The 21,150-nt window shown below is 54.1% G+C and carries 24 protein-coding genes; 19 read left to right on the top strand and 5 right to left on the bottom strand.

The window, feature by feature from the left end:
- Positions 1 to 72: 72 nt before the first annotated feature.
- The 10 genes from hflX (at position 73) to KCR01S_RS17075 (ending at position 11,553) form a co-directional block, all read left to right on the top strand.
- Positions 73 to 1,353, top strand: a complete 1,281-nt coding sequence (gene hflX / locus KCR01S_RS17120; RefSeq protein ID WP_052284692.1) for a ribosome rescue GTPase HflX — start codon at positions 73 to 75, stop codon at positions 1,351 to 1,353.
- Positions 1,354 to 1,509: 156 nt separating this feature from the next.
- Entirely contained in the window at positions 1,510 to 2,769 is a 1,260-nt protein-coding gene (hflK, locus tag KCR01S_RS17115; RefSeq protein WP_061284263.1) for an FtsH protease activity modulator HflK, read from the top strand.
- A 2-nt stretch (positions 2,770 to 2,771) separates the two neighbouring features.
- Positions 2,772 to 3,776, top strand: a complete 1,005-nt coding sequence (gene hflC, locus KCR01S_RS17110; protein WP_061284262.1) for a protease modulator HflC — start codon at positions 2,772 to 2,774, stop codon at positions 3,774 to 3,776.
- 146 nt (positions 3,777 to 3,922) lie between these two features.
- Positions 3,923 to 4,120, top strand: a complete 198-nt coding sequence (locus tag KCR01S_RS17105; RefSeq protein ID WP_052284695.1) for a DUF2065 domain-containing protein — start codon at positions 3,923 to 3,925, stop codon at positions 4,118 to 4,120.
- Between the two features lie 102 nt (positions 4,121 to 4,222).
- Positions 4,223 to 5,521 (top strand): adenylosuccinate synthase, encoded by a 1,299-nt coding sequence (purA, locus tag KCR01S_RS17100; protein ID WP_061284259.1) that lies wholly within the window; start codon positions 4,223 to 4,225, stop codon positions 5,519 to 5,521.
- Between the two features lie 228 nt (positions 5,522 to 5,749).
- On the top strand, positions 5,750 to 6,175 hold the full coding sequence (gene nsrR / locus KCR01S_RS17095; protein WP_061284257.1) for a nitric oxide-sensing transcriptional repressor NsrR: 426 nt from the start codon (positions 5,750 to 5,752) through the stop codon (positions 6,173 to 6,175).
- Positions 6,176 to 6,216: 41 nt separating this feature from the next.
- Positions 6,217 to 8,658 carry a ribonuclease R gene (rnr, locus tag KCR01S_RS17090; protein ID WP_061284255.1) on the top strand — a complete coding sequence of 814 codons (2,442 nt, stop codon included), beginning with the start codon at positions 6,217 to 6,219 and terminating at the stop codon, positions 8,656 to 8,658.
- A 58-nt stretch (positions 8,659 to 8,716) separates the two neighbouring features.
- The gene (locus KCR01S_RS17085; RefSeq protein ID WP_061284251.1) at positions 8,717 to 8,998 is read left to right on the top strand and encodes a maltose acetyltransferase domain-containing protein; all 282 of its coding nucleotides are present in this window, start codon (positions 8,717 to 8,719) and stop codon (positions 8,996 to 8,998) included.
- 90 nt (positions 8,999 to 9,088) lie between these two features.
- Positions 9,089 to 9,820: a 23S rRNA (guanosine(2251)-2'-O)-methyltransferase RlmB gene (gene rlmB / locus KCR01S_RS17080; RefSeq protein WP_052283246.1), complete on the top strand. Its 732-nt coding sequence runs from the start codon at positions 9,089 to 9,091 to the stop codon at positions 9,818 to 9,820.
- Positions 9,821 to 9,930: 110 nt separating this feature from the next.
- The gene (locus tag KCR01S_RS17075) at positions 9,931 to 11,553 is read left to right on the top strand and encodes an isovaleryl-CoA dehydrogenase (RefSeq protein WP_061284249.1); all 1,623 of its coding nucleotides are present in this window, start codon (positions 9,931 to 9,933) and stop codon (positions 11,551 to 11,553) included.
- A 60-nt stretch (positions 11,554 to 11,613) separates the two neighbouring features.
- On the opposite strand, the gene yjfN is transcribed toward KCR01S_RS17075, so the two are convergent.
- Together yjfN and bsmA are read right to left on the bottom strand one after the other, a co-directional pair.
- Entirely contained in the window at positions 11,614 to 11,901 is a 288-nt protein-coding gene (yjfN, locus tag KCR01S_RS17070) for a DUF1471 family protease activator YjfN (protein ID WP_061284247.1), read from the bottom strand.
- A 116-nt stretch (positions 11,902 to 12,017) separates the two neighbouring features.
- On the bottom strand, positions 12,018 to 12,326 hold the full coding sequence (gene bsmA / locus KCR01S_RS17065) for a biofilm peroxide resistance protein BsmA (RefSeq protein ID WP_061284244.1): 309 nt from the start codon (positions 12,324 to 12,326) through the stop codon (positions 12,018 to 12,020).
- Positions 12,327 to 12,532: 206 nt separating this feature from the next.
- Here bsmA and yjfP point away from each other — a divergent pair, with 206 nt between their 5' ends.
- Positions 12,533 to 13,270: an esterase gene (gene yjfP, locus KCR01S_RS17060; RefSeq protein WP_061284242.1), complete on the top strand. Its 738-nt coding sequence runs from the start codon at positions 12,533 to 12,535 to the stop codon at positions 13,268 to 13,270.
- 126 nt (positions 13,271 to 13,396) lie between these two features.
- Here yjfP and KCR01S_RS17055 read toward each other — a convergent pair whose 3' ends face one another.
- Positions 13,397 to 13,672, bottom strand: coding sequence for a YdgH/BhsA/McbA family protein (locus KCR01S_RS17055; RefSeq protein ID WP_061284240.1), 276 nt, complete (start codon positions 13,670 to 13,672; stop codon positions 13,397 to 13,399).
- A 347-nt stretch (positions 13,673 to 14,019) separates the two neighbouring features.
- Between KCR01S_RS17055 and rpsF the strand changes: the two genes are divergently transcribed.
- From rpsF to KCR01S_RS17030, 5 genes are all read left to right on the top strand, one after another.
- Positions 14,020 to 14,415 (top strand): 30S ribosomal protein S6, encoded by a 396-nt coding sequence (rpsF, locus tag KCR01S_RS17050; protein WP_035893279.1) that lies wholly within the window; start codon positions 14,020 to 14,022, stop codon positions 14,413 to 14,415.
- 6 nt (positions 14,416 to 14,421) lie between these two features.
- A complete protein-coding gene (gene priB / locus KCR01S_RS17045) occupies positions 14,422 to 14,736 on the top strand; it encodes a primosomal replication protein N (protein WP_061284238.1) in 315 nt (104 codons plus the stop codon).
- Positions 14,737 to 14,740: 4 nt separating this feature from the next.
- Positions 14,741 to 14,968 (top strand): 30S ribosomal protein S18, encoded by a 228-nt coding sequence (gene rpsR, locus KCR01S_RS17040; RefSeq protein WP_002210155.1) that lies wholly within the window; start codon positions 14,741 to 14,743, stop codon positions 14,966 to 14,968.
- A gap of 39 nt (positions 14,969 to 15,007) precedes the next feature.
- Complete coding sequence (gene rplI, locus KCR01S_RS17035; protein WP_052283253.1) at positions 15,008 to 15,457, top strand: 50S ribosomal protein L9; 450 nt, start codon at positions 15,008 to 15,010, stop codon at positions 15,455 to 15,457.
- Between the two features lie 146 nt (positions 15,458 to 15,603).
- The gene (locus KCR01S_RS17030) at positions 15,604 to 16,533 is read left to right on the top strand and encodes a DMT family transporter (protein WP_061284236.1); all 930 of its coding nucleotides are present in this window, start codon (positions 15,604 to 15,606) and stop codon (positions 16,531 to 16,533) included.
- A gap of 47 nt (positions 16,534 to 16,580) precedes the next feature.
- Here the strand turns inward: KCR01S_RS17030 and KCR01S_RS17025 are convergent, their stop codons facing one another.
- Entirely contained in the window at positions 16,581 to 17,225 is a 645-nt protein-coding gene (locus KCR01S_RS17025; RefSeq protein WP_061284234.1) for an OapA family protein, read from the bottom strand.
- Positions 17,226 to 17,425: 200 nt separating this feature from the next.
- Between KCR01S_RS17025 and fklB the strand changes: the two genes are divergently transcribed.
- The 3 genes from fklB to nudI all read left to right on the top strand — a co-directional run bounded on the left by fklB (position 17,426) and on the right by nudI (position 20,310).
- Positions 17,426 to 18,046, top strand: a complete 621-nt coding sequence (gene fklB, locus KCR01S_RS17020) for a BamJ family beta-barrel-assembly machinery protein (RefSeq protein WP_061284232.1) — start codon at positions 17,426 to 17,428, stop codon at positions 18,044 to 18,046.
- Positions 18,047 to 18,348: 302 nt separating this feature from the next.
- Positions 18,349 to 19,755 carry a D-serine/D-alanine/glycine transporter gene (cycA, locus tag KCR01S_RS17015; RefSeq protein WP_061284230.1) on the top strand — a complete coding sequence of 469 codons (1,407 nt, stop codon included), beginning with the start codon at positions 18,349 to 18,351 and terminating at the stop codon, positions 19,753 to 19,755.
- Between the two features lie 129 nt (positions 19,756 to 19,884).
- Positions 19,885 to 20,310 (top strand): nucleoside triphosphatase NudI, encoded by a 426-nt coding sequence (gene nudI, locus KCR01S_RS17010; protein WP_061284228.1) that lies wholly within the window; start codon positions 19,885 to 19,887, stop codon positions 20,308 to 20,310.
- Positions 20,311 to 20,346: 36 nt separating this feature from the next.
- Here nudI and ytfE read toward each other — a convergent pair whose 3' ends face one another.
- Positions 20,347 to 21,009, bottom strand: coding sequence for an iron-sulfur cluster repair protein YtfE (gene ytfE, locus KCR01S_RS17005; protein WP_061284226.1), 663 nt, complete (start codon positions 21,007 to 21,009; stop codon positions 20,347 to 20,349).
- Between the last annotated feature and the right edge of the window lie 141 nt (positions 21,010 to 21,150).

The following is a 21,150-nucleotide window of genomic DNA, read 5'->3' as shown; positions in this document are numbered from 1 at the left end:
TGATGGCTGTTAATCCATGTCGGGGAGCCGAATCATTGAGGTTCCCCGCTGGTATTTCAGGAGATATAACGCTTGTTTGACCGTTATGACGCCGGTGAGCAGGCGGTGCTGGTACACATCTATTTTACGCAAGACAAAGATATGGAAGACCTTCAGGAGTTTGAATCCCTGGTCTCTTCCGCTGGTGTCGAAGCAATGCAGGTGATTACCGGTAGCCGTAAAGCCCCGCACCCAAAGTATTTTGTTGGTGAAGGTAAGGCTGTCGAAATTGCGGAAGCCGTAAAAGCGACAGGCGCTTCCGTTGTGCTGTTTGATCATGCACTTAGCCCCGCGCAGGAACGTAACCTCGAGCGTTTGTGTGAATGCCGGGTGATTGATCGCACAGGTCTAATTTTAGATATTTTTGCCCAACGCGCACGTACCCATGAAGGTAAGCTGCAGGTTGAGCTCGCGCAGTTGCGCCACCTGGCGACACGCCTCGTACGCGGCTGGACGCACCTTGAAAGACAAAAAGGCGGGATCGGTTTGCGTGGCCCGGGTGAAACCCAGCTCGAAACTGACCGTCGTTTGCTGCGTAATCGCATTATGCAAATCCTCTCGCGTATCGAAAGGGTTGCCAAACAGCGTGAGCAAGGACGCCGTTCGCGCGTCAAAGCCGATGTTCCGACGGTATCGTTGGTGGGGTACACCAACGCCGGGAAATCGACGCTGTTTAACCATCTGACTGAGGCGGAGGTCTACGCCGCCGATCAGCTGTTCGCTACCCTCGATCCGACGCTGCGTCGTATTGATGTTGCGGATGTAGGTGAAACGGTATTAGCCGATACCGTTGGTTTTATTCGCCATCTGCCGCATGACCTCGTGGCGGCGTTTAAAGCCACATTGCAGGAAACCCGCGAAGCGACGCTGCTGCTCCACGTGATTGATGCCGCAGATGTTCGCGTGCAGGAAAATATCGATGCGGTTGATACGGTGCTCGAAGAGATTGATGCACATGAGATCCCGACTCTGCTGGTGATGAACAAAATCGATATGCTCGATGAGTTTGAACCGCGTATCGATAGAGATGAAGAGAACAAACCTATTCGGGTGTGGCTGTCTGCGCAAACCGGAGTAGGGGTACCACTTCTTTTTCAGGCGTTGACGGAACTGCTCTCCGGCGAAGTCGCGCAGCACACGCTGCGTTTACCTCCGAAGGAAGGGCGTTTGCGTAGTCGCTTTTATCAGCTTCAGGCAATCGAAAAAGAGTGGATGGAGGATGACGGCTGCGTCAAATTGCAGGTTCGCATGCCGATTGTCGACTGGCGTCGCCTCTGTAAACAAGAACCGACACTGACAGACTACGTCGTCTGACCGTGCAGCTTGCCTGAAAACATTAGCCCATTGGGCACCCAGCGGTTCAGATCGCCTCAACGCGACGGCGACAACCAGGATGGAGTCGCGGTTAACAGCGAAAAGATCTGAACTGGGAAAAGCTATATCACCGCATAACAAATATGGAGCATAAACATGGCGTGGAATCAGCCCGGTAATAACGGACAAGACCGCGACCCGTGGGGGAGCAGCAATAATCAAGGCGGCAACTCCGGGGGAAATGGAAATAAAGGCGGTCGCGATCAGGGGCCGCCGGATTTGGATGATATCTTCCGTAAGCTGAGCAAAAAGCTTGGCGGTTTTGGGGGCGGTAAAGGCGGCTCCGGCAACTCCTCTCAGGGGCCTCGCACGCCGATGGGCGGTCGCATTGTCGGTATCGCTGCCGCCGCTGTGGTCGTTATCTGGGCGGCTAGCGGTTTCTATACCATCAAAGAAGCCGAGCGCGGCGTTGTGACGCGTTTTGGTAAGTTTAGCCATCTGGTTGAGCCGGGTCTGAACTGGAAACCAACGTTTGTCGACGAAGTGACGCCGGTGAACGTGGAAGCCGTGCGTGAACTGGCCGCATCCGGCGTGATGCTGACCTCCGACGAAAACGTCGTGCGCGTTGAAATGAACGTGCAGTACCGGATCACCGATCCTCAGCGTTATCTGTTTAGCGTGACCAGCGCCGACGACAGTCTGCGCCAGGCTACCGACAGCGCGCTGCGCGGCGTGATCGGCAAATACACCATGGACCGTATCCTGACCGAAGGTCGTACCGTTATTCGTAGCGATACCCAGCGCGAGCTGGAAGAGACCATTCGTCCATACAACATGGGTATCACCCTGCTGGACGTCAACTTCCAGGCCGCTCGTCCGCCGGAAGAGGTGAAGGCCGCATTTGATGATGCGATTGCCGCGCGTGAGAACGAGCAGCAGTACATCCGTGAAGCGGAAGCGTACACCAACGAAGTACAGCCGCGTGCGAACGGTCAGGCACAGCGTATTCTGGAAGAAGCGCGTGCGTATAAGACCCAGACCGTGCTGGAAGCGCAGGGTGAAGTGGCTCGCTTCGCTAAGATCCTGCCAGAATATAAAGCCGCACCGCAGATTACCCGCGAGCGTCTGTATATCGAGACCATGGAAAAAGTGTTGAGCCATACCCGCAAAGTGCTGGTTAGCGACAACAAAAATGGCAACCTGATGGTTCTGCCGCTGGATCAAATGCTCAAAGGCGGTAACGCTGCCCCTGCGGCAAAGAGCGATAGCAGTGGTGCGAATAACCTGTTGCGCCTGCCGCCTGCATCCTCATCCAGCAGCAGCGCAAGCAACACGTCGTCTGCCAATCAGGGCAACATCATGGACCAACGCCGTGCTAACGCGCAGCGTAACGATTACCAGCGTCAGGGGGAATAACGATGCGTAAGTCAGTTATCGCGATTATCATCATCGCGCTGGTAGTGCTTTACACCTCTATTTTTGTGGTTAAAGAAGGCGAGCGCGGGATTAAATTCCAGTTCAGCAGCGTCGTGCGTGACGGCGACAAGAAACCGTTGATTTATGAGCCGGGCCTGCACTTTAAGGTTCCGTTTATTCAATCGGTTAAAATGCTTGATGCCCGTATCCAGACCATGGATAACCAGGCTGACCGCTTCGTGACCAAAGAGAAGAAAGACCTGATCGTCGACTCTTATATTAAGTGGCGTATTAGCGATTTCAGCCGTTACTTCCTGGCCACCGGCGGCGGTGACGTCTCGCAGGCCGAAGTGCTGCTGAAACGTAAATTCTCTGACCGTCTGCGTTCTGAGATTGGTCGTCTGGACGTGAAAGACATCGTCACCGACTCCCGCGGTCGTTTGACCCTGGAAGTTCGCGACGCGCTGAACTCCGGTTCTTCTGGCGCAGATGATGAAGTGGCGACCCCAGCGGCGGATAACGCCATTGCGGAAGCGGCAGAGCGTGTAGAGCAGCAGGCTAACATCAAAGGGCCAACCGTTAATCCGAACAGCATGGCGGCGTTAGGCATTGAAGTGGTCGATGTGCGTATCAAGCAGATCAACCTGCCTGCTGAGGTCTCTGAAGCGATCTACAACCGTATGCGCGCCGAGCGTGAAGCTGTTGCCCGTCGTCACCGTTCACAGGGTCAGGAAGAGGCAGAAAAACTGCGCGCTACCGCAGACTATGAAGTGACGAAGACGCTGGCAGAAGCTGAACGTCAGGGTCGTATTATGCGCGGTGAAGGTGATGCGGAAGCGGCGAAACTGTTTGCCGATGCATTTAGCCAGGATCCAGACTTCTACGCCTTTATCCGTAGCCTGCGTGCATACGAAGCCAGCTTCGATAGCAATCAGGATGTGATGGTTCTGAGCCCGGATAGCGATTTCTTCCGCTACATGAAGACACCGGGTACCACGACGCGCTAATTGCGCGAATGTATGACCAAAACCACCGCCTCCCTTGGGAGCCGGTGGTTTTCTTTTTATGCCCACCATCATTTGTGTCGCTGGAGCGTTGGCAACGTTTGTCGATCCGCGCACAAAGCGTTCAGGGCATATCACGGGGATGAATAATGAATTCGACTATCTGGTTGGCGCTCGCGCTGGTATTGGTGCTTGAAGGTCTTGGACCGATGCTTTATCCCAAAGCCTGGCGCAAGATGATTTCTACTATGACCCAATTACCCGATACGATGTTACGTCGATTTGGCGGCGGTCTTGTGGTTGCAGGTATCGTCATCTACTACATGTTGACGAAAACGGTTGGCTGATTATAAAAACAGCATTTCTGTGCGATTTTGTGGTTAAAAAGTGCTGTATATCTGAAAAAGCGATGGTAGAATCCATTTTTAAGCAATCGGTGATTTTGAAAAATGGGTAACAACGTCGTCGTACTGGGCACCCAATGGGGTGACGAAGGTAAAGGGAAGATTGTTGATCTTCTTACTGAGCGTGCAAAATATGTTGTTCGCTATCAGGGTGGCCACAACGCAGGCCATACTCTCGTAATCAACGGTGAAAAAACCGTCCTCCATCTTATTCCATCAGGTATTCTCCGCGAGAATGTAACCAGCATCATCGGTAACGGTGTTGTGCTGTCTCCAGCCGCGCTGATGAAAGAGATGAAAGGCCTGGAAGACCGTGGTATCCCGGTTCGTGAGCGCCTGCTGCTGTCTGAAGCATGCCCGTTAATCCTTGATTATCACGTCGCCCTGGATGGCGCTCGCGAAAAAGCGCGCGGCTCTAAAGCTATCGGGACTACCGGTCGTGGTATCGGTCCTGCTTACGAAGACAAAGTGGCTCGTCGCGGTCTGCGCGTGGGCGATCTCTTCGATAAAGCCACCTTCGCCGACAAACTGAAAGAAGTGATGGAATATCACAACTTCCAGCTGGTGAACTTCTACAAAGTGGAAGCGGTTGATTACCAGAAAGTTCTGGACGATGTGATGGCCGTTGCCGACATCCTGACCAGCATGGTTGTTGACGTTTCCGATCTGCTCGATCAGGCACGTAAACGCGGTGACTTCGTGATGTTCGAAGGCGCGCAGGGTACGCTGCTGGATATCGACCACGGTACCTATCCGTACGTGACCTCTTCCAACACCACCGCGGGTGGTGTAGCAACTGGTTCTGGCCTCGGCCCGCGCTATGTTGACTACGTACTGGGCATCATCAAAGCGTACTCCACTCGCGTGGGTGCAGGTCCATTCCCGACCGAACTGTTTGATGAAACCGGTGAGTTCCTGTGCAAGCAGGGTAACGAATTCGGCGCCACTACCGGCCGTCGTCGTCGTACCGGCTGGCTGGACTCCGTTGCCGTGCGTCGTGCGGTACAGATTAACTCCCTGTCTGGCTTCTGCCTGACCAAGCTGGACGTTCTGGACGGCCTGAAAGAAGTTAAAATCTGCGTTGCTTACCGTATGCCGGATGGCCGTGAAGTCACTACCACTCCGCTGGCAGCAGATGATTGGGAAGGTATCGAACCAATCTATGAAACCATGCCTGGCTGGTCTGAAACCACCTTTGGCGTGAAGGAACGTAGCGGTCTGCCGCAGGCAGCACTGAACTACATTCAGCGTATTGAAGAACTGACCGGCGTGCCGATTGATATTATCTCAACTGGCCCAGACCGTACTGAAACCATGATCCTGCGCGACCCGTTTGACGCATAATTCATGGCTCTGGTGCAGCGCCTGCTGGCGCTGCGCTTGTCAGGTCTCCTGACCCTGTAAGCCGGATAAGACGCCTGGCGTTGCTATCCGGCTTAATCGTGCTTTATACCCTCGCTTTTTTCCTTCCCGTCATGAAATAAATTAGCGGCTCAGAGGCTGGCTGGTTTATCATCAATATAATTAATATCAGCAAACTTACTCTTTATTCCCCATTTCCCTGAGGTTGATGTGCAGTTAACAAGTTTTACCGATTATGGATTACGCGCGCTGATTTATATGGCGTCGCTGCCGGAAGGCAAGATGACCAGTATCTCGGAGGTGACCGAGGTCTACGGCGTGTCGCGTAACCATATGGTTAAAATCATCAACCAGCTAAGCCGCGCCGGATACGTCACGGCGGTGCGAGGCAAAAACGGTGGCATCCGCTTGGGCAAACCGGCAAAAGATGTTCGCGTGGGAGATGTGGTTCGTGAACTTGAACCCCTAACGTTGGTGAACTGCAGCAGCGAGTTTTGCCATATTACGCCGGCCTGTCGTTTGAAACAGGCACTTTCTCAAGCCGTGCAAAGTTTTCTCAAGGAACTGGATAACTACACACTGGCTGATTTGGTTGAAAAGAATCAACCGCTCTATAAATTATTGCTGGTGGAGTAATTATTACTACCGCCGGCAGCGATGATGACGGAGGAACCGACATGTCAAAAGATCCTTTCCTGGAACGTGAAACAGAAAAGTACGCCAACCCTATCCCGAGCCGGGAATTTATCCTTGAACACTTAACAAAACGCGAAAAACCGGCAAATCGTGAAGAACTGGCCATTGAACTGAATATTGAAGGCGAAGAGCAGATTGAAGCTCTGCGTCGTCGCCTGCGCGCTATGGAGCGCGACGGGCAGTTAGTCTTTACCCGCCGCCAGTGCTACGCGCTGCCGGAACGTCTCGACCTGCTCAAAGGCATGGTTATCGGCCATCGCGATGGCTTTGGCTTCCTGCGCGTGGAAGGCCGCAAAGACGACCTGTATCTGTCGAGCGAACAGATGAAGATGTGCATGCACGGTGATGAAGTGCTGGCACAACCGCTGGGCGCTGACCGTAAAGGTCGTCGCGAGGCGCGTATTGTTCGTGTCCTGGTTCCGCGCAACGCGCAGATCGTCGGTCGCTACTTTACCGACGCGGGCGTAGGTTTTGTGGTACCCGACGACAGCCGCCTGAGCTTCGATATCCTCATCCCGCCTGAATCGGTGATGGGAGCGCGTATGGGCTTTGTGGTGGTGGTCGAACTGATCCAACGCCCAACCCGCCGCACGAAAGCGATCGGTAAAATCGTTGAAGTCCTTGGCGAAAATATGGGTACCGGTATGGCCGTTGAGATGGCGCTGCGCACTCATGAAATCCCTCACGTCTGGCCGCCAGCGGTGGAAGCGCAAGTGGCAGGGCTGAAAGAGCAGGTGCCGGAAGAGGCGAAAGTCGGCCGTGTTGATCTGCGCGATCTGCCGCTGGTCACCATCGATGGTGAAGACGCCCGCGACTTTGATGATGCGGTTTACTGTGAGAAAAAACGCGGTGGCGGCTGGCGTCTGTGGGTAGCGATTGCCGACGTGAGTTACTACGTTCGTCCACCGACGCCGTTGGATGGTGAGGCCCGCAACCGCGGCACTTCCGTTTACTTCCCAACGCAGGTTGTTCCTATGCTGCCGGAAGTACTCTCTAACGGCCTGTGCTCGCTGAACCCGCAGGTTGACCGCCTGTGTATGGTGTGCGAAATGACCGTCTCGACCAAAGGGCGCTTAACCGGCTTCAAATTCTACGAGGCGGTGATGAGCTCGCATGCGCGTCTGACCTATACCAAGGTCTGGCACATGCTACAGGGTGACCAGGAGCTGCGTGAACAGTACGCGCCGCTGGTTAAACACATTGAAGAGTTGCACAACCTCTACAAAGTGCTGGATCAGGCCCGCGCCGAGCGCGGTGGGATCTCGTTTGAAAGCGAAGAAGCGAAGTTTATCTTCAACGCCGATCGCCGTATTGAGCGTATCGAACAGACCCAGCGTAACGATGCGCACAAGCTGATTGAAGAGTGCATGATCCTGGCGAACATCTCGGCGGCGCGCTTTGTTGAGAAAGCGAACGAGCCAGCGCTGTTCCGTATCCACGATAAGCCGACGACTGAAGCGATTACCGCTTTCCGCTCCGTGCTGTCCGAACTGGGTCTGGAGCTGCCAGGCGGCAATAAACCAGAGCCGCGCGACTACGCCGAGCTGCTGGAGTCCGTGGCCGACAGGCCGGATGCGGAAATGCTGCAAACCATGCTGCTACGTTCGATGAAGCAGGCGATTTACGATCCGGAAAACCGTGGTCACTTCGGCCTGGCGCTGCAGTCTTATGCGCACTTCACTTCGCCGATTCGCCGTTATCCTGACCTCTCGCTGCACCGCGCGATTAAGTATCTGCTGGCGAAAGAACAGGGCCATAAAGGCAACAGCACCGAAACCGGCGGCTACCATTATTCAATGGAAGAGATGCTGCAACTGGGTCAGCACTGTTCGATGACCGAACGCCGCGCTGATGAAGCGACGCGCGACGTCTCCGACTGGCTAAAATGCGACTTTATGCAGGACCAGGTGGGTAATGTCTTTAAAGGCGTTATCGCCAGCGTCACCGGCTTTGGCTTCTTCGTTCGTCTGGACGAGCTGTTCATCGACGGTCTGGTCCACGTTTCTTCACTGGATAACGACTACTATCGCTTTGACCAGATTGGTCAACGCCTGATCGGTGAGTCTGGCGGTCAGACCTATCGCCTTGGCGACCGCGTTGAAGTCCGCGTCGAAGCGGTCAACATGGACGAGCGCAAAATTGACTTCTCGCTGATCTCCAGCGAGCGTGGTCCGCGTAATGTCGGTAAGACGGAGCGTGAGAAAGCGAAAAAAGCACCAGCAGCGAAAGGCAACGGTCGTCGTCGCCAGGTCGGCAAAAAAGTGAATTTTGAGCCAGACAGTGCGTTCCGCGGCGAGAAAAAACCGAAGCCAAAAGCGGCTAAGAAAGACGCGAGAAAGGCCAAAAAACCGTCGGCGAAAACGCAGAAAATTGCGGCAGCCACGAAAGCAAAACGTGCGGCGAAGAAAAAAGTCGCCGAGTAATGATTAGGCCAGCGAACCGTTCACAGAAAGGGAGATAAGTATCTCCGTCAGGGAAAGGATGAATCTGGGGTTACTGTATACCGACCACTGTGAAGGGCTACCGGAAGAACGTTGCGCCGGGAAAGAGCTGGCTTATGATTACAATATGACGCGTCCGTCAGAGGAAACGCGTCGACGTGAGCTGTTGCCAAAACTGTTCGACAGCGTTGGCCGCAACAGCGTGAGTGGTGCGAGCAGCGCGGTGACAAAGTCTATACCGCCTAAGGTGGTCGCAGTTGGCGTTCCTTGCCGGGTGTTATGTGAAATTAGCGAAGCTGATAAGGCCACTTTCAGAGAGTAAGGCGTAAAAGCCAGCGGTGATGAGAATGGTCGTCTTTGTCGGGTATAATGGCGCAATATCGCCAGTCCCGCTTAAAAATGAGAATCTTTAATGAGTGAAATGATTTACGGCATCCACGCAGTGCAGGCACTGCTGGAGCGCGCCCCTGAACGTTTTCAGGAAGTCTTTATTCTGAAAGGCCGCGACGATAAGCGCCTGATGCCGCTGATCCATGCGCTGGAAGCGCAGGGCGTGGTTATCCAGCTGGCGAACCGTCAGTACCTGGATGAGAAAAGCGAAGGTGCTGTGCACCAAGGGATTATTGCGCGCGTGAAGCCGGGTCGTCAGTACCAGGAAAACGACCTGCCGGATCTGATCGCCTCTATTGATAAGCCATTCCTGCTGATCCTGGACGGAGTTACCGATCCGCACAACCTTGGCGCTTGCCTGCGTAGTGCGGATGCCGCGGGCGTCCATGCGGTTATTGTTCCAAAAGATCGTTCGGCACAGCTGAACGCGACGGCGAAGAAAGTCGCTTGTGGTGCGGCGGAAAACGTTCCGCTGATCCGCGTGACTAACCTTGCGCGCACCATGCGTATGCTGCAGGAAGAGAGCGTGTGGATTGTCGGAACTGCCGGCGAAGCGACCCATACGCTGTTCCAAAGCAAAATGACCGGCGCTATGGCGCTGGTGATGGGTGCAGAAGGCGAAGGCATGCGCCGTCTGACGCGTGAACACTGCGATGAGCTGATCAGCATTCCCATGGCTGGCAGCGTTTCATCACTGAACGTGTCGGTTGCAACCGGTATTTGCCTGTTTGAAGCGGTACGTCAGCGCAGCTGATTGCGACGTCACGCTTCACGATCATAAGCCATCCTTCGGGGTGGCTTTTTATTGTGTATTACCCTCTACCGTCCATACTTAAAATATTGCCTATTGACGGAGGGAGACAAATGCACTGGCAAACTCACACCGTTTTTAATCAACCTACTCCATTAAATAACAGCAATTTATTTCTTTCGGACACGGCGTTATGTGAGGCGGTGGCCCGCCATGACGCTGGCTGGGATACCGAGCTGCTGGCCAGTATCGGCCAGCAGCTCGGTACCGCCGAATCTCTTGAACTTGGGCGACTCGCCAACGTACACCCTCCTGAATTGATTCGCTATGACCCGCAGGGGCAACGGCTGGATGATGTGCGTTTCCACCCGGCCTGGCACCTGCTGATGCAGGGGCTGTGCGCTAACCGCGTGCATAATCTTCCCTGGGAGGAGACGGCGCGAAATGGCGCGTTTGTCGCCCGCGCCGCGCGTTTTATGCTGCACGCTCAGGTCGAGGCGGGAACGCTCTGCCCGATTACCATGACCTTTGCCGCCACGCCGCTGCTGCTAAAGGCCCTGCCGCCTCTATTTTCTGACTGGCGTACGGCATTATTAAGCGATCGCTATGACTCGCATCAGCTAACCGGAGGACAAAAGCGCGGACTGCTGATTGGGATGGGGATGACCGAAAAGCAGGGTGGCTCGGATGTTTTGAGCAACAGCACCCGCGCTGAGCGGCTGGCAGACGGCAGCTACCAACTTACCGGGCATAAATGGTTCTACTCGGTGCCGCAAAGCGATGCCCATCTGGTACTGGCACAGGCTGGCGGCGGGCTAACCTGCTTTTTTGTGCCGCGCCTGCTGCCTGATGGCACGCGCAACGCGATTCGCCTCGAGCGCCTGAAAGATAAACTGGGTAATCGTGCCAACGCCAGTTGCGAAGTAGAGTTTCAGCAGGCCCTCGGTTGGCCGATAGGGGAAGAGGGGGAGGGTATCCGCCAGATCCTCAAAATGGGTGGGATGACGCGGGTGGACTGCGCTCTGGGTAGCCATAGCCTGATGCGTCGAGCGTACTCCGTGGCGCTGTATCATGCCTTCCAGCGTCAGGCATTTGGCCGTAATCTCGTGGATCTTCCGCTGATGCGACAGGTGCTGGGCAGGATGGCGCTTCAGCTAGAGGGACAGACGGCGTTTATGTTCCGCCTGGCCAGTGCCTGGGGGCAGCCTCAATCATCACAGCAGATGCTGTGGGCGCGGTTATTTACTCCGGCGGCTAAATTTGCCGTTTGCAAAGCGGGGATCCCGTTTGTAGCTGAGGCGATGGAGGTGCTGGGCGGTATTGGTTACTGCGAAGACAGCGAGCTACCGCGGCTGTTCCGTGAGATGCCGGTTAACAGTATCTGGGAGGGCTCGGGCAATATTATGTGTCTTGATGTCCTGCGCGTAGTGGCGAAGCAGCCCGATGCGCTGGAGCTTTTGCTGGACGAGTACGCGGAAGTCAAAGGCCAGGAGCGTCATTTCGATCGCCATTGGCGGCAGCTACAGCAAAGGTTACGCAGGCTTTCCGAGGCCCAGGGGCGGGAAATCACCAGCCAGTTATATCTCTTTGGCGTTGGCGCGCAGATGCTGCGCTATGCGTCCCCACCGGTGTCTCAGGCATGGTGTCGGATGATGCTTGACCCGCGAGGCGGTGCGATGCTGAGCGAGCAGGTGATTAACGAGTTGCTGATTCGGGCGACGGGCGGGGGAAGGTAAAATATCGAGGGCGTGGAAGAAGCGTTATGGGATTAACGCATCTTCCACTATTGGCTCATGTTAGGCATAGATAATCGCCTGTGCACGCCAGTTATCCTGCTGTGGCTCTTCATACATCTGAACAATGCGATACCAGGATGCGCCCTGCTCGTCCGCTTTGAGGGCGATAACCATCTCAACATCTTCCAGGCTGCCGGTGACGTTGTTAACCGAAATTAAACCAATTTCATTGAGCCCGGTGACACAATCTGCGCTGGCGAACTCTGCGGATTGCGCCGCAGCGACGTGCCTGCCGCCGGGCAAAAGCAGGGTAGATAAGGTAAATGATTGTTTCATCGTCAGCTCCATTTCATATGACCCAGTGGGGGCATTCCATAGCAGACGCCTATCCTGTCTTCAGGCCAGGCGCCATTGTGCATCAGGGAAACGTGAAACGGTGCCAACTAACGTAAAGCTGATAAAGGTTACTTACGGTAAAGAATGGCCTGTGAGTACCACTGTCCGGGCACTACCGTGTCATCAATCATTATGATCACATAGTAGTCCGCTTTCTGCGCGGTGGCTTTTGCCCTGATCGTCTCTTCGACGTCCATCGGCGAGCCGTACACCAGCGCGCTGACGGTACCCATGCGCTGCAAACCTTCCGTTTGGTTGCGGCGAATCTCTTGCGGGTGGTCGGTTGCTGGTGGTGGTGCTTCAGGCGTACCTTCCAGCAGGGTGCAACCGCTCAGCATGAGCGCCAACAACATAGGGATAAACCGTTTTATCGCCATTTCCCGTTTCCTGATAGCCATAGTGTAGTGGGGAAAAATTTCCCTTTTGGGTTAATGTTCCTGATTTGTTAACCACAGCGCTATTTTCGAATGAAAATATCACGAAATCGTAACCGGGTTCTCAATGTTATAAATCAGGGGTATTGTCGTCATATTACTGCATCAATTTTCGTATGCCATCGCAGCGTGGCTAAAGGAGTTTACCCATGATTGAACTGGAAATGCGCACTCTGGCAGGGCAACAAATTCTGCACGCTTATCCCAAAGGATACGCAGAAAAAGCGCTACCCAGCATAGTTTTTTATCACGGATTTAGCTCCTCAAACGTTGTTTACAGCTATTTCGCAGTCGCACTGGCGCAGGCAGGTTTTCGAGTGGTTATGCCAAGCGCGGCCGATCACGGTGAGCGTTTTAGCGGCGATAGCGCAGGGCGGATGCAGCATTTCTGGCAGATCCTGGTGCAAAACTTTACCGAATTTCCGGCGCTGCGGGATGCGCTGCTGGCCAGTTCGTTGGTGAGCGATGGGCGGCTGGCGGTCGCGGGGGCGTCGATGGGCGGCATGACTGCGCTGGGATTGATGGCGCAGCATCCGGAGCTGAAATGCGTCGCCAGCCTGATGGGGTCGGGCTATTTTACTTCGCTCTCACAAACGCTGTTTCCGCCATCGGCGGCAACAGTGCTTGAGCAGGAGCGACTGCTGGCACCGCTGGCAAAATGGGAGATAGGGCATCAGTTGGCAAGAGTTGCCGATCGCCCGCTGCTGCTGTGGCACGGTGAAGACGACGATGTGGTGCCCGCGGGAGAGACGTTCCGTCTACAGCAGGCGTTACGTGATGCTGGGTTGGATGAACAGTTAACCTGCGTCTGGCAGTCGGGCGTTCGCCATCGGATTACCCCGGAAGCGCTGGCCAGTACCGTCACGTTTTTCCAGCAGCATCTATAACCGCCAATTGACCATTCGATCTTTGCCTTAGGGTATGGCGGGGAGCGGTTCAGGGCGAATGAAGGGGGCTGATGTGGTGGATTTATGCTTCGCCCCCGGGCGGGGGCGAAGGGCTAAGGCCGGGTATCAGCGGTAAAGTGCGGCGCTGGCGTGGATTAATCCACCGCTTCCCGGTTCATGCATCAGGATAGGCTGGAAATATTTAGCCCCCTGAGCATCGCTCTCCTGACTGAGCGCCAGATCGGCCTCTTGCTCAGTAGCGATATTATGATTGATATAGATAACTCCCAGGCTCTGCACATCGTCCATGTTACGTGCCTGACGGCCATCAATCTTAATGGCGGCCTGTGCGCTGACGCTAACCAGTAGCGCAGCCATAACGGCAATAATGATGTTTTTCATATCCTACTCCTGACTAACAGTCCTGACGTTAACTCAAGGTTCTCCTCTGGCTGTGGCGATGTGAATGACTTCTGACTTAAGTGTAATCCTTCCACGGCAACTCTACCGAGACCATTTCTGATTGAGTTGTTCAAAAAATTACCGGATCTGGTGCTGTTTAATTTTAAATCACTGACTTAGGCAGGCTTTGCGCTTTGTGCGAATTATTTGTGCAATCAGCTTGAGTTTCCAGGGGGAGACAAGTATTATGACGCGTCATTTTTCAGCCGACCTTTAACACGTTCCTTGCCTCCATGGGCCTCGGCTGACCCAGACAGGAGGCTGAATAATCCGTAAGGAGCAATTCGATGCGTCATTACGAAATCGTTTTTATGGTCCATCCTGACCAGAGCGAACAGGTTCCGGGTATGATCGAACGCTACACTGGTGCAATCACTGCAGCAGAAGGCACGATCCACCGTCTGGAAGACTGGGGCCGCCGTCAGCTGGCTTACCCGATCAACAAACTGCACAAAGCTCACTACGTTCTGCTGAACGTTGAAGCGCCGCAGGAAGTTATCGATGAGCTGGAAACAAACTTCCGCTTCAACGATGCCGTTATCCGTAGCATGGTAATGCGTACTAAGCACGCTGTTACCGAAGCATCTCCAATGGTTAAAGCGAAAGACGAGCGTCGTGAACGTCGCGATGATTTCGCAAACGAAACCTCTGATGATGCTGAAGCTGGGGATTCTGAAGAGTAATTTCTGATGACCAACCGTCTGGTGTTATCCGGCACAGTGTGCAGGACGCCGCTTCGTAAGGTCAGCCCATCAGGAATTCCTCATTGCCAGTTCGTGCTTGAGCATCGTTCTGTGCAGGAGGAAGCCGGTTTTCACCGGCAGGCGTGGTGTCAAATGCCAGTTATTGTTAGCGGGCAAGAGAACCAAGCTATTACTCACAGTATAACGGTCGGTAGTGCAGTTATCGTTCAGGGTTTTATCTGTTGCCACAAAGCAAAGAATGGCCTGAGCAAAATGGTTCTGCATGCCGAGCAGATTGAATTGATAGATTCTGGAGACTAGCCATATGGCACGTTATTTCCGTCGTCGCAAGTTCTGCCGTTTCACCGCGGAAGGCGTTGTTGAGATCGATTACAAAGACATCGCAACGTTGAAAAACTACATTACCGAAAGCGGTAAAATCGTCCCGAGCCGTATTACCGGTACTCGTGCAAAATACCAGCGTCAGCTGGCACGCTGCATCAAGCGCGCTCGCTACCTGTCCCTGCTGCCATACACTGATCGTCATCAGTAATCGGCCGCTGTCTATTAACGACTTTAAGAGGATAAGGTAATGCAAGTTATTCTGCTTGATAAAGTAGCAAACCTGGGTAGCCTGGGTGATCAGGTTAACGTTAAAGCGGGCTACGCTCGTAACTTCCTGGTACCACAGGGTAAAGCTGTTCCTGCTACCAAGAAAAACGTTGAATTCTTCGAAGCACGCCGTGCAGAACTGGAAGCTAAACTGGCTGACGTTCTGGGTGCTGCAGAAGCTCGCGCTGCACAGATCAGCGCACTGGAATCAGTAACCATCGCGTCTAAAGCTGGCGACGAAGGTAAACTGTTCGGTTCCATCGGTACTCGCGACATCGCGGATGCAGTTACTGCTGCAGGCGTTAAAGTTGCTAAGAGCGAAGTTCGTCTGCCGAACGGCGTTCTGCGTACTGTTGGCGAGCACGAAGTGGACTTCCAGGTTCACAGCGAAGTCTTCGCTAAAGTTATCATCAACGTTGTTGCTGAGTAATCTGCAACCCACGTTTTGGTAACAACAAATCGCCGGCCTTGTGCCGGCGTTTTGCTTTTTAAAACCCCGCACTTTTCATCTGGCTATCTTTCATCCTTTTCGCGATAATCAAAAAATAAAACATTATTTTAATTTTTGGTGAAAGAATGGACACTCTCCGCCAGCATCCGCTATTTTCCCGCAAGAACATCGTTTACCTCTCCGCCGCCTTCTGCTGTCTGCTATGGGGGAGCGCCTATCCCGCGATTAAAAGCGGCTACGAGCTGTTCCAGATTGCCGCCGACGACATTCCCGGTAAAATCGTTTTTGCCGGCTATCGCTTTTTGTTTGCCGGGCTGCTGCTGTTGCTGCTGGCGATGGCGCAGCATAAACCGATTGCCCGACTGAGCCCGCGCCAGTTTGGTCAACTGACGCTGCTGGGGCTGACGCAAACCTCGCTGCAGTACATCTTCTTCTACATCGGTCTTGCCTTTACTACCGGGGTGAAAGGATCGATCATGAACGCCACCGGCACCTTCTTTAGCGTGCTGCTGGCACACTTTATCTACCAGAACGACAGGCTCAGCTATAACAAAACACTGGGCTGCATTCTCGGCTTTGCTGGGGTGATGGTGGTCAACTTCAACAGCGGTCTGCTGGACTTTAGCTTTAGCCTGCTGGGCGATGGCTCGGTGGTACTGGCGGCGTTTATTCTGTCCGCGGCCTCGCTGTACGGAAAACGTATCTCGCAGACGGTGGACCCAACGGTCATGACCGGCTATCAGTTGGCGCTGGGCGGCTTAGCGTTGATTGTGGGGGGATACCTCAGCGGCGGTACGTTGACCTTCCACGGCATCGCCTCGGTGGCGATTCTGGGCTATCTGACGCTGCTCTCTTCTGTGGCCTTTGCCCTGTGGAGTATTTTGCTCAAATACAACCGGGTTGGGATGATTGCGCCGTTTAACTTCCTGATCCCCGTCTCGGGCTCGGTACTGTCGGCTATCTTCCTCGGCGAGAATATTTTCGAATGGAAATATGCGCTGGCGCTGATACTGGTGTGTTCGGGAATTTGGTGGGTCAATAAGGTGAAATCGTAGCCTGAATGAAAGGCTGGATGGGGAAATGTGCCATCCAGCCGGATAGTTTAGCGTGCGCGAATAAAGCTACCGTCCGCCTGACGAGTAAACAGCACTTGTCCGTTATCGGACTCAATGGTTAATCCTGTCACCACGCCGTTGGCGTTTTTGCGAATCTGCACCTTCTGACCATTTTTCAGCGTGCTGAGCGGCTTACCTGCGCCTTCAACCTGCGCCATGGCATAAACGTCGGTTGGGGGCAGATTATTGTCACGGAACAACTGTGCCAGCGTTTTCCCGGCTTCGACCTGATAGGTACGCCATTCGCTGCTGCTGCGGTTTTCCTGGTATGGCTGCTGAGTACGCGGCGGTGCGGCCTGTTCGGTTGGCTGCTCTTCCTGCACCGGCTCGGGCTCGACCGGCGCGACCTGATCCAGATCGTTAGACGGTGTCACCAACTGAGCGTGTAACGGTTGGCTATCCGGCTGCGGCGTTGGCTGCGACTGTGACTGGAAATCCAGCTGCGCGGTGCGGCTTACCGGCGTTGGCGGGCTATCGTCAGCAGAAGGCAACAGGAAGCCGATGACCACGACCAGCGCGGCGATAATCACGCCGCGACGATGGGCAAGCGGCAGCGGGTCCAGGATGCGGAGATTGTCCGGCGCGTGCCAGAGCTTCTCAAGCAAAGGTTTCACTTCAAATCTCCCGGGCATGGCTCTCCTCCTGCTCCGTGTCTTCGCAATCAACTAACTGCCTGATGAACGTGGTAAAGCACTCTTTCATCATATCCCATAGGTAATATTTATTGTTTCTTTTTCCCGGCAATTTGTCATCTTTCCTGACACAAAGTTTTACCCTATGCGGCGTGGCTGCTATGCTGCCCGCTACTTTATACCCGAAGAAAGGAAAGACGATGGCCTCCCCGACTTTTGACACCATTGAAGCACAAGCAAGCTACGGTATCGGCCTGCAGGTAGGACAGCAGCTGAGCGAGTCCGGTTTGCAGGGTTTACTGCCGGAAGCGCTGGTTGCCGGCATTGCCGACGCACTGGAAGGCAAACAGCCTGCTGTACCGGTAGACGTTGTTCACCGTGCGCTGCGTGAAATTCACGAACGTGCGGATGCCGTCCGTCGCGAGCGTTTTGCCTCAATGGCAGAAGATGGCGTGAAATACCTGGAAGAAAACCGTGAGAAAGAAGGCGTAAACAGCACCGAAACCGGCCTGCAGTTCCGCGTTCTGACCCAGGGTGAAGGCGCAATCCCAGCGCGTACCGACCACGTTCGCGTACACTACACCGGTAAACTGATTGACGGCACCGTATTCGACAGCTCCGTGGCACGCGGCGAGCCGGCAGAATTCCCGGTTAACGGCGTGATCCCTGGCTGGATTGAAGCGCTGACCCTGATGCCAGTCGGTTCTAAATGGGAGCTGACTATTCCTCACGAGCTGGCATACGGTGAGCGCGGCGCAGGTGCAGCGATTCCTCCGTTCAGCACGCTGGTCTTCGACGTTGAGTTACTGGAAATCCTGTAATTCTTGCGTTTATCCTCTCTCCGCCCGGAGAGGGGATATAAACTCCTGAAGTTTGATATATCCTGGGATTTAATCTTGCAAATGCCGCTGTTGCGTGTATTTTTGTGAGCTGTTTCCCATAGGTGAGGTGATATAACACTCACTTTAAACATAAAATTAACATTATATTTAAATCATAGTATTCATCCCTCCGATTCTTACCTAATATCGAGGCATCCTATAGATAGGATCGTCTTGCTTGACGACATAAAGGGCCAGTAGAGCCCGCACAACACAGACAGAAACAACAGGAAGAAAAATACATGGTTGATCAGATCAAAGTCGCTGCTGCCGCTGAGCAGGAGCCGGCTGAACAATCGCTACGGCGAAACCTAACGAACCGACACATTCAGCTTATCGCGATCGGCGGTGCCATCGGGACAGGCCTGTTTATGGGGTCGGGAAAAACTATCAGTCTCGCTGGGCCATCGATCATTTTCGTTTATATGATCATCGGTTTTATGCTCTTCTTCGTCATGCGCGCTATGGGTGAGCTGCTGCTCTCTAATCTGGAATATAAGTCGTTTAGCGACTTTGCCGCAGACCTGCTTGGCCCGTGGGCGGGCTATTTCACCGGCTGGACCTATTGGTTCTGCTGGGTGGTGACGGGGATGGCCGACGTGGTGGCGATTACCGCCTACGCCCAATTCTGGTTCCCCGGCCTCTCCGATTGGGTTGCTTCGCTGGCGGTGGTTGTCCTGCTGCTGAGCCTGAACCTCGCCACGGTGAAAATGTTTGGTGAGATGGAGTTCTGGTTTGCGATGATTAAAATCGTCGCCATCGTAGCGCTGATTGTCGTGGGGCTGGTGATGGTGCTGATGCACTTTAAATCTCCAACCGGCGTAGAAGCATCGTTCGCACACCTGTGGAATGACGGCGGCTGGTTCCCGAAAGGCATTAGCGGCTTCTTTGCTGGCTTCCAGATAGCGGTCTTCGCCTTCGTTGGGATTGAGCTGGTAGGGACCACTGCCGCTGAGACCAAAGACCCGGAGAAATCTCTGCCGCGTGCGATTAACTCGATTCCGATTCGTATCATCATGTTCTACGTCTTCGCGCTGATCGTGATTATGTCGGTGACGCCGTGGAGCTCCGTGGTACCGGATAAAAGTCCGTTTGTTGAACTGTTTATGCTGGTTGGCCTGCCGGCCGCGGCGAGCATTATCAACTTTGTGGTGCTGACTTCTGCGACCTCTTCCGCCAACAGCGGCGTATTCTCGACCAGCCGTATGCTGTTCGGTCTGGCACAGGATGGCGTAGCGCCGAGCCTGTTTGCCAAACTGTCTAAGCGCGCGGTGCCGGCGAAAGGCCTGACCTTCTCCTGCATCTGCCTGCTGGGTGGCGTAGTGATGCTGATGGTGAACCCAAGCGTAATTGCCGCGTTTACCATGATCACCACCGTATCGGCGATTCTGTTCATGTTCGTCTGGACGATTATCCTGTGCTCTTACCTGGTTTACCGTAAGAAGCGCCCGCATCTGCATGAGTCTTCTAAGTACAAAATGCCGCTGGGCAAAGTGATGTGCTGGGTTTGTATGGCATTCTTCGCCTTTGTTCTGGTTCTGCTAACGCTGGAAGCCGATACCCGCGAAGCGCTAATGGTGACGCCAATTTGGTTCATCGTACTGGGGCTGGGCTGGATGTTCTTGCGTAAGAATCAGCAAGCTAAGTAAGCTGATTGTTCTCAGATTTTTGAAAGCGCCCTTCGGGGCGCTTTATTTGTTTTTGCGTCCTGCCTCGTAGAACCCTGGCAGCCAACGTGCTAGTTTCCCCGCCTCACCTGAAAGCATATGGAGATGGAAATGCGTCAGAGAACAATTGTCTGCCCGGTAATTCAAAATGAGGGCGAGTACCTGCTGTGTAAAATGGCTGATGATCGCGGAGTCTTCCCCGGCCAATGGGCACTCTCCGGTGGCGGTATGGAGCCTGGCGAAACCATGGAGCAGGCGCTGCTGCGCGAAATTCGTGAAGAGCTGGGTGACGCGTTAGTGATAAGCGAAGTGAAGCCGTGGGCGTTTCGTGACGATGTGCGGGTGAAAACCTATGCGGATGGAACAACCGAACAGATCTATATGATTTACCTCATCTTCGATTGCGTTAGCGCCAATCGCGATGTGACCTTCAACGAAGAGTTTCAGGAAATTGCGTGGGTCAAAGCGGAAGCCTTAGCCGGTATGGATCTCAACGTGGCGACGCGGGAAACGTTCCGCCAGAAGGGACTGTTGTAAAACATCCGCCTCCGGGCTGGAGGCGGAACTGCGAACTTATTCCCCGGCGAGCGCGCGTGGGAACAGCACGTTATTTTCAAGGCTGATGTGTTCCATCAGATCGTCGATCATTTCATTGATGCCGTTGTACATCGCCTTCCAGGTGGTGCAGGCTTCCGGCGGGATGGTGACGTTTTGCGTGGTGTGCTTAATGACTTCCAGCAGTTCACCGGCTTCGTCATGCTCGCTTTCCATCACGCTGATAGGCCCCATTGCCTGGCTGCCCATCCCTTGTTTGATCATCGGGAACAGGATCTGCTCCTCTTTCATCATGTGGCTGGAGAGCTCCTGGTGCAGCATGGTCAGGTATTTCGCCAGACCTTTCGGTACGTTTGGTTTATCCGCGTGAACGCGCTCAACTTTGGTCGCTTGCAAAATCAGCTCTGGCAACTGCTCACGGTGGCGGTCGTGGTAACGCACGATGATGTGGTCGATGATTTCCGGCAGCGGAGCAACGCGCCAGTCTTTCTCAACCGGTTCTTCCGCCAGCTTCGCCAGCTCAGCTTCTATCACGGCAACATCCAACTCTTTCCTGCTCGCCGCACGCGCGAGCGTCTGTTTGCCGCCGCAGCAGTAGTCCATATCGTATTTACGGAACAGCGCGGATGCGCGTGGGATGGAGAGCGCCAGCTCGCCTAATGGTTGGTCGCGAAAGGCCATAGCAGTTACCTCGTCATCAATAATATAAGATGTATTTTAAATGCATCTTTATGGCGAAGATATACCCCTTTCGAGGGAGCGGATTTACGTGATAGCTGTCACAAAAAATTATTTTCTTTTAAGGTGCTGAATCTTATTAAG

It is taken from the genome of Kluyvera cryocrescens NBRC 102467 (assembly GCF_001571285.1).
Taxonomy (GTDB): Bacteria; Pseudomonadota; Gammaproteobacteria; order Enterobacterales; family Enterobacteriaceae; genus Kluyvera; species Kluyvera cryocrescens.
The sequence above is the reverse complement of the archived record's forward strand: the minus strand, read 5'-3'. Positions and strand labels throughout refer to the sequence as shown.

What these genes read in the sequence shown, in the direction of transcription:
- yjfP (WP_061284242.1), top strand. Translation starts at nt 12,533, where the DNA reads ATGATTGAACTGGAAATGCGCACTCTGGCAGGGCAACAAATTCTGCAC.
- rnr (WP_061284255.1), top strand. Translation starts at nt 6,217, where the DNA reads ATGTCAAAAGATCCTTTCCTGGAACGTGAAACAGAAAAGTACGCCAAC.
- hflK (WP_061284263.1), top strand. Translation starts at nt 1,510, where the DNA reads ATGGCGTGGAATCAGCCCGGTAATAACGGACAAGACCGCGACCCGTGG.
- KCR01S_RS17075 (WP_061284249.1), top strand. Translation starts at nt 9,931, where the DNA reads ATGCACTGGCAAACTCACACCGTTTTTAATCAACCTACTCCATTAAAT.
- rlmB (WP_052283246.1), top strand. Translation starts at nt 9,089, where the DNA reads ATGAGTGAAATGATTTACGGCATCCACGCAGTGCAGGCACTGCTGGAG.
- KCR01S_RS17085 (WP_061284251.1), top strand. Translation starts at nt 8,717, where the DNA reads ATGAATCTGGGGTTACTGTATACCGACCACTGTGAAGGGCTACCGGAA.
- yjfN (WP_061284247.1), bottom strand. Translation starts at nt 11,901, where the DNA reads ATGGAGCTGACGATGAAACAATCATTTACCTTATCTACCCTGCTTTTG.
- rpsF (WP_035893279.1), top strand. Translation starts at nt 14,020, where the DNA reads ATGCGTCATTACGAAATCGTTTTTATGGTCCATCCTGACCAGAGCGAA.
- KCR01S_RS17030 (WP_061284236.1), top strand. Translation starts at nt 15,604, where the DNA reads ATGGACACTCTCCGCCAGCATCCGCTATTTTCCCGCAAGAACATCGTT.
- KCR01S_RS17105 (WP_052284695.1), top strand. Translation starts at nt 3,923, where the DNA reads ATGAATTCGACTATCTGGTTGGCGCTCGCGCTGGTATTGGTGCTTGAA.
- bsmA (WP_061284244.1), bottom strand. Translation starts at nt 12,326, where the DNA reads ATGGCGATAAAACGGTTTATCCCTATGTTGTTGGCGCTCATGCTGAGC.
- nudI (WP_061284228.1), top strand. Translation starts at nt 19,885, where the DNA reads ATGCGTCAGAGAACAATTGTCTGCCCGGTAATTCAAAATGAGGGCGAG.
- priB (WP_061284238.1), top strand. Translation starts at nt 14,422, where the DNA reads ATGACCAACCGTCTGGTGTTATCCGGCACAGTGTGCAGGACGCCGCTT.
- cycA (WP_061284230.1), top strand. Translation starts at nt 18,349, where the DNA reads ATGGTTGATCAGATCAAAGTCGCTGCTGCCGCTGAGCAGGAGCCGGCT.
- rplI (WP_052283253.1), top strand. Translation starts at nt 15,008, where the DNA reads ATGCAAGTTATTCTGCTTGATAAAGTAGCAAACCTGGGTAGCCTGGGT.
- purA (WP_061284259.1), top strand. Translation starts at nt 4,223, where the DNA reads ATGGGTAACAACGTCGTCGTACTGGGCACCCAATGGGGTGACGAAGGT.
- KCR01S_RS17025 (WP_061284234.1), bottom strand. Translation starts at nt 17,225, where the DNA reads ATGCCCGGGAGATTTGAAGTGAAACCTTTGCTTGAGAAGCTCTGGCAC.
- rpsR (WP_002210155.1), top strand. Translation starts at nt 14,741, where the DNA reads ATGGCACGTTATTTCCGTCGTCGCAAGTTCTGCCGTTTCACCGCGGAA.
- ytfE (WP_061284226.1), bottom strand. Translation starts at nt 21,009, where the DNA reads ATGGCCTTTCGCGACCAACCATTAGGCGAGCTGGCGCTCTCCATCCCA.
- fklB (WP_061284232.1), top strand. Translation starts at nt 17,426, where the DNA reads ATGGCCTCCCCGACTTTTGACACCATTGAAGCACAAGCAAGCTACGGT.
- KCR01S_RS17055 (WP_061284240.1), bottom strand. Translation starts at nt 13,672, where the DNA reads ATGAAAAACATCATTATTGCCGTTATGGCTGCGCTACTGGTTAGCGTC.
- hflC (WP_061284262.1), top strand. Translation starts at nt 2,772, where the DNA reads ATGCGTAAGTCAGTTATCGCGATTATCATCATCGCGCTGGTAGTGCTT.